8 protein-coding genes are annotated in these 4,458 nt (G+C 63.0%); all 8 read right to left on the reverse strand.

What is annotated here, in order from left to right; translation table 11 throughout:
- Positions 1-255 (reverse strand): lysophospholipid acyltransferase family protein (locus RMO81_RS03790; protein WP_409049577.1); only part of this gene is annotated, 255 nt, incomplete at its 3' end.
- 84 nt (positions 256-339) lie between these two features.
- Positions 340-762: a Fur family transcriptional regulator gene (locus RMO81_RS03795; RefSeq protein ID WP_310474410.1), complete on the reverse strand. Its 423-nt coding sequence runs from the start codon at positions 760-762 to the stop codon at positions 340-342.
- 128 nt (positions 763-890) lie between these two features.
- Positions 891-1,334, reverse strand: coding sequence for a MucR family transcriptional regulator (locus tag RMO81_RS03800; protein ID WP_310474411.1), 444 nt, complete (start codon positions 1,332-1,334; stop codon positions 891-893).
- A 90-nt stretch (positions 1,335-1,424) separates the two neighbouring features.
- A complete protein-coding gene (locus tag RMO81_RS03805) occupies positions 1,425-1,856 on the reverse strand; it encodes a GNAT family N-acetyltransferase (protein WP_310474412.1) in 432 nt (143 codons plus the stop codon).
- 112 nt (positions 1,857-1,968) lie between these two features.
- Positions 1,969-2,532, reverse strand: a complete 564-nt coding sequence (gene tsaB / locus RMO81_RS03810; RefSeq protein WP_310474413.1) for a tRNA (adenosine(37)-N6)-threonylcarbamoyltransferase complex dimerization subunit type 1 TsaB — start codon at positions 2,530-2,532, stop codon at positions 1,969-1,971.
- A gap of 10 nt (positions 2,533-2,542) precedes the next feature.
- Positions 2,543-3,136: a malonic semialdehyde reductase gene (locus RMO81_RS03815; protein WP_310474414.1), complete on the reverse strand. Its 594-nt coding sequence runs from the start codon at positions 3,134-3,136 to the stop codon at positions 2,543-2,545.
- Between the two features lie 2 nt (positions 3,137-3,138).
- The gene (locus RMO81_RS03820; protein ID WP_310474415.1) at positions 3,139-3,693 is read right to left on the reverse strand and encodes a NifU family protein; all 555 of its coding nucleotides are present in this window, start codon (positions 3,691-3,693) and stop codon (positions 3,139-3,141) included.
- 96 nt (positions 3,694-3,789) lie between these two features.
- The gene (locus RMO81_RS03825) at positions 3,790-4,254 is read right to left on the reverse strand and encodes a universal stress protein (protein WP_310474416.1); all 465 of its coding nucleotides are present in this window, start codon (positions 4,252-4,254) and stop codon (positions 3,790-3,792) included.
- Positions 4,255-4,458 lie beyond the last annotated feature (204 nt).

The raw sequence follows: 4,458 nt of genomic DNA on the forward strand, positions 1-4,458 counted from the left end.
CCAGCCGGCGACTTCTGATTTGGCGACAAAACTGGCGTTGATACGCGCGCCCAGCACGGGAATATCGGTCCAGCTCAGGTGGTTGGCGACATAGAGTATCTTGCCGCCCGGCGGCGGCGCACCGTGCATGCGGATGCGGACGCCCAATGACCGCGACAGGCCGCGGTGAAACCAGATCGGCAGATAGGGTCGGTTGCGAAAGGTCGCGATGCGCAGCAATAGTTCGGCCGGCACGATGGTGGCCGCGGTGGCCACGGCCCCCAGCGCGGTACGGGCAGTGCCCAGACGCCGGACCGACGGTGGGCGGCGCTGAATCAATTCATGACCACAAACTGAGCCTCAAACCGGCTTCTTGAGGGCCTGGCCATAAAGCTCCATGCGATGATCGACGAGTCGATAGCCTAGCTTTTCGGCAATCCGGCGCTGCAATTCTTCCAGTTCCGGATCGTGGAACTCGATCACGTCACCGGTATCGATATCGATCAGATGATCATGATGGCCATCCGCCACGGTTTCATAACGCGATCTGCCGCCCTGAAACTCGTGGCGTTCCAAGATGCCGGCCTCTTCGAACAGCTTCACCGTGCGATAGACGGTGGCGATCGAAATGCGCGGATCGACTTCGGCGACACGGCGGTGCAGCGATTCCACATCGGGGTGATCAGTGACTTCGCTCAGCACGCGGGCAATGACCCGGCGCTGCTCGGTGATGCGCAGGCCCTTTTTCAGGCACAGCGCCTCGATATCGATCGGCGTATTCACGATCATTCTCCCGCCGGGCATGCCAAAGCCCGCCCTGCTCCCCAATTAGGGTGCAAGACGGGCTTGGGCAAGCGGGGCAATTGCTGGTGCGGCCCCTACCCCCGCGCCAGCGATTGCAGCCTGATGGTTCAGGCCGGGTTCTTGCGCGGGCGACCGCGCGGTTTGGAGGTGCGCTTGGTGCCCAGGCCGATCGATTTGGCCAGCGTCCGACGCTGTTCGGCATAATTGGGCGCAACCATCGGATAATCAGACGACAGGCCCCACTTGGTGCGATAATCGTCGGGCGTCATGCCATAACGCGTCATCAGGTGACGCTTCAGCATCTTCAGCTTCTTGCCGTCTTCCAGGCAGACAATGAAATCTGGCTTGATCGACGAACGGATCGCGACGGCGGGTTCCTGCTTGGGTGCCGGTGCTTCGACAGGCGACCCCAGCCGAGCAAGCGTGGCATAGACGGCTTCAATGACGCCGGGGACTTCACCGGGCGCAACCGTGTTGTTGGCGAAATGCGACGAGACGATGTCCGCCGTCAGCGCCAGCAATTCTGCGTGAGACTGTGAATTTTCTGTCATATGGATGTCCTTGACCCTTGAACATTCGCGGTTCTTATAGCCGCAATTCTGTCATTGACGTTTGATCAACAATTTTGCAACCCGAAAACATCAGCCTGTCAACTGTTCCATACTATATCTCATGGTAATCGCAGCGCGGCGGCTTCCATCCTTGGCGGTATAATAATCAGCGCGCTGGCCAACCTGCACAAAACCTGCGCGATTATACAGATACTTGGCAGGTTCATTATCCTCGCGCACTTCAAGGAACAATTCGCTCGCGCCGCGAACCAGCGCGTCTTCCTGCACGCGCATCAGCAAGCGCCCTGCAACACCATTCCGGCGCACTTGTGGAGAAACCGCAATCAACAGCAGCTCCACTTCTGGTCCAGCGGCACGACACAGGCTGAAACCAACGGACTGGTTTCCGAGCAGTGCCAGTCTTCCCCAACAGCCCGGCAATGTCAGCGTCGCACCCAGTTGGGACGAAGACCAGGCTTCGCCATAAAGCGGGTCAAAGGCGGCGTGCATCACGGCCATCATCGCCTCCAGATGCCGCTCATCAGCCGGCACGATGAGCAGGCCAGAATTTGGGCCAGGGCTTTGGGCGGGGTCCGGGGCGGGAGGGCGTTCCACAGGCGACGGAATAATCAGCTCAGTCGCCGGCGTAAAGCGCCTGCGGCAAACCCAGTGCGGCCGCCGGCAGCAACCCGGCAAAGGCGGCATCGGGGTGATCAAGGTGCAGCGCGGCCGCGCCCGGCAGCAAGGCAGCACCAGCCCCCGCCAGCGCGACACCGGTGGGCGCAATCGTCACCATGGCCGGCGGCGGTGCCAACAGATCGGAGCGGATCAGCGCGCCGGCCGCATGGCCGCGCCCGGCATCGATGAGTGCAAATGTTTCTGCAAGCAGCGGATCGGCGGCAAAGGCCTGTGCTGCCACCAAAGACAGCGCTGATGCACCGTGCACCGGCACCCCCCAGGCCACGCCCAGTGCGCGGGCAGCCGCGATTCCGATACGGATGCCGGTGTAGCTGCCAGGGCCAATGTCGACGATGATGCTGTCGACCCGCTGATCACCCAGCAGCGCTGCAATCGCCGGCACCAGCGCTTCGGCATGGCCGCGCCCGATCAGCGCGTGATGCCGCGCCAGCACGTGGCCGCCATCGACCAGAGCGATCGACAAGGCGGGCGACGACGTGGAAAGGGCAAGGATGGTCACGCCCGCGCCGCTACAGGATTTGCGCGGCATCCTCAAACGCCAAGCGCGGCAAACGCGGGAACAGGCCCTCGCCATTGCCCTTGCCCAGCGAGCAGATGAAGTTGGTTTCGATCCCGGTATCGCCCCAGAAAGCCGCGTCCACGGCTTTTTTGTCAAAGCCCGACATGGGCCCGGTGTCCCAGCCCAGCGCGCGCGCTGCCATGATCAGATAGGCGCCCTGCAGGGAGGCGTTGCGGAAGGCGGTTTCCCGCGCGAAATCGGCGTTCCAGTTGAACCACGGCCGCGCATCGACGTGCGGAAACAGTTCAGGCAGCCGATCATGGAATTTCGGGTCAAAACCGATGATTACCGTCACGGGTGCGGCCGTCACCTTGGGCTGGTTGGCGGCGCTAACAGCAGCGGCCAGCTTCGCCCGCGCATCGACGCTATGGCAGAACAGGAACCGCGCTGGCGAGCCATTGGCCGATGTCGGCCCCATCTTCACCAGATCATACAGCTGGCGCAGATCGGCTTCGGATACCGGCGTGTCGTCCCAGCCATAGTGGGTGCGGGCATCGGTGAACAACTGCGCCAGGGCGGCGCCGTCCAGTGGTGGCCCGGCCATGATCAGACCGCCCGCACGTCGAGAACTTCGGGTACATAATATTTCAGCAGCGATTCAATGCCCATCTTGAGCGTCATCGTGCTGGACGGGCAGCCGGAGCAGGCGCCCTGCATCTCGAGGAACACCGTGCCCTCGCGGAAACCGCGATAAACAATGTCGCCACCATCTTCGGCCACCTGCGGGCGCACCCGGGTTTCGATCAGCTCGCGGATCTGCATGACGATCTCGGCATCGGCGGGATCATCATCGGTGGCGGCTTCGGCGACCGAGCCGGTAAACAGCGGCGCGCCGCTGGTGAAATGATCGACCAGCACGCCCAGAATCTGCGGCTTGAGCGACGGCCAATCGGCGCCAGCCGGATTGCGGGTGACCGAAACGAAATCATGGCCCAGAAACACCCGGTCCACATCGCCCAGCGCAAACAAGGCGGCGGCCAGCGGCGAGGCTTCAGCGGCTTCAGGGGTCGGAATGTCCACACTGTCACCGCCGGTCACTTTCTGGCCGGGACGAAACATCAGGGTCATCGGATTGGGGGTCTGTTCGGTTTCGATGAACATGGCGGGGCCTTTCCTTCGCTTGGCTGCGATATGGCCCAGCCGCCCGCTGCCTTCAAGTCAAATCAGACAGTTTCTGTCGTGATTCAGCGGCCACGCTCATGCAATCGTTGCCAGCCGGTCGGTATCAAGGCTGCCGGGCACCAGCATCAGGATGCACGGCAGGCTGCCAACGCGTTCACCAGCAAAGAAACTGACCAGCGGACCAGGGCTGCCGCGGCTGGCCGTGCCAAGCACAAGCGCGCGGATGCCAGGATTGTCCTTCACATGCGCCAGGATCACCGCCGATGGCTCACCTTCCAGCACCAGAGCGCCGGGCCGGGCGCAGTGCATCGCTTCGGCCTCGCCGGCCAACTGCTCCAGCAAGGCTTCGGCCTCGGCACGGGCTTCGGCGGCCATCATCGATTGCACAGTGCCGAAATGCATGAACTCGGTGGGCCTTACCACGCTCACCAGCCGCACATCGGCACCCACATGCGCGGCGCGCAGCACGGCAAAGCGCATCGCCACCTGGCTTTCCGGGCTGTCGTCGATCACGACCAGATAGGTGGCAGCGGCATCCATTGCGCCAAGCTTGGGCGATGAAAGCGATTCCGGCAAGCTACACACGGCTCTTGAGCGCGTCGGCCAGGCTGGTGGTGGCGCTGCCCGGCGCCTTGGGGCTGGGCTGGCCAGGGCCGGGCGCCCAACCGGCGACATGCAATATCTCGATGGTGACGCTGGTCTTGCCATCAGCATCGGCCATGGCGACAAAGCGTTGCGCCGCCG

Source organism: Sandarakinorhabdus sp., assembly GCF_031422795.1.
Lineage (GTDB): Bacteria > Pseudomonadota > Alphaproteobacteria > Sphingomonadales > Sphingomonadaceae > Sandarakinorhabdus.

Excerpts from the sequence above, each read along its gene's own strand:
- RMO81_RS03800 (WP_310474411.1), bottom strand. The coding sequence starts at position 1,334 with ATGACAGAAAATTCACAGTCTCACGCAGAATTGCTGGCGCTGACGGCG.
- RMO81_RS03805 (WP_310474412.1), bottom strand. The coding sequence starts at position 1,856 with ATGATGGCCGTGATGCACGCCGCCTTTGACCCGCTTTATGGCGAAGCC.
- RMO81_RS03815 (WP_310474414.1), bottom strand. The coding sequence starts at position 3,136 with ATGGCCGGGCCACCACTGGACGGCGCCGCCCTGGCGCAGTTGTTCACC.
- RMO81_RS03820 (WP_310474415.1), bottom strand. The coding sequence starts at position 3,693 with ATGTTCATCGAAACCGAACAGACCCCCAATCCGATGACCCTGATGTTT.
- RMO81_RS03825 (WP_310474416.1), bottom strand. The coding sequence starts at position 4,254 with ATGGATGCCGCTGCCACCTATCTGGTCGTGATCGACGACAGCCCGGAA.